This is a genomic window from Geodermatophilus amargosae, from assembly GCF_900116515.1.
Classification (GTDB): domain Bacteria; phylum Actinomycetota; class Actinomycetes; order Mycobacteriales; family Geodermatophilaceae; genus Geodermatophilus; species Geodermatophilus amargosae.
Genome location: NZ_FPBA01000066.1, coordinates 1 through 1,278, shown reverse-complemented (window position 1 = coordinate 1,278; position 1,278 = coordinate 1). Strand labels below are relative to the sequence as shown.

The window sequence follows — 1,278 nt, the reverse complement described above, 5'->3', positions numbered from 1 at the left end:
CCGGGGTCGGCTCCACCGGGGTCGGCTCCACCGGGGTCGGCTCCACCGGAGTCGGCTCCACCGGAGTCGGCTCCGCGGTGGTGGGTGCTGCCGTGGTGGGTGACGCGGCGGCGCTGGTCTGTGACGGCGTCGTGGTCCCCGCCGAGGTGCTGGTCCCGGTCGGGGTGGCCGCGGACGAGGTGGTCGCCGCGGACGAGGTGGTCGCCGCGGACGAGGTGGTCATCGTGGTGGAGTCGCCCGTCGGGGCTGTCGTCGTCTGCGGAGGCGTCGTCCCGGACGGGGTGGGGATCGTCGGCGGCGTCGTGTCGGGGAAGGGCTGCGCGAGCGGGGTGTCACTGGAGCCTTCAGGCATGGCGGTCCCGCCACCGAGGGTCCGCTGCCCCTCCGGTGTGGACGACGACCCGGGCAGGGGAGCTGGGTCCGCGAGGTTCATCGGGTCGGAGGGATCGGGCCTCGGTCCGTCCGAGGTCGTGTCGGCGTCCCCGTCCCCCGTCGCCGCCGCCCGCCCGTCTGCGGCCTCGCCGTCCGCACGGTCCTGCGAGGCCTGCACGGCTCCGGCCACCCCGAGGAGCATCCCGAGGGCGGCGGCGCCGGCCAGGAGGCGCCTGGCCCTCCCGAGGTCCGTGGGGCGCCCACGCCGCGCCGAAGCGCCCAGGACGGCCGGTGGGGCGCCCTGTCCAGCACGGCCGGGACGGTCGGTCGGAGGTGGGACGGAGATCAGCGCTGCGGCGCCGGCCGTCTGCCTGACGCGCGCGCCGGCGTCCGCGGTGTCCGGGGCGCCGGCGGTCTGGCTGGCGGCCTGCCGGGCGGCCTGGATGCCGGACTTGTCCGACAGTGTCAGCTGGGGCAGGAACAGGAACACCAGGAACCCGACCGCGGCCGCGCCCGCGGCCAGGAGGAACACCAGGTCGATGGAGTCGGCGAACCCGGTTCGGAAGGGCACGGACAGGAACGAGGGCAGGTCCTGGATGAAGGAGGTGTCCGACAGGTCCCCACCGGCGGGCAACTGACCTCTTCCCACCGCCTCGGCCACCTGCGGGTCGGCCGCCGCAGACGCGGTCACCGCCGCCTCGATGTCGGCGGGCAGGCGGCTGAACAGCACGGAGAGGAACGCGGCGGTGCCGATCGTGGCGCCCATCTGCCGGAAGAACGTGACCGAGGAGGTGGCCACGCCCATCTGGCTCGGCGGGACGGCGTTCTGCACCGCCAGCACCGCCGGCTGGAAGTTGAAACCGAGCCCCACGCCGAGCAGCACCATGAACGGCACCAGTGCCCAGA

Annotated in this window: 1 pseudogene; it reads right to left on the bottom strand. The window is 75.1% G+C overall.

From position 1 onward, the window contains the following. Positions 1-1,278: pseudogene (locus BM414_RS29960) on the bottom strand (hypothetical protein); the annotation flags it as partial.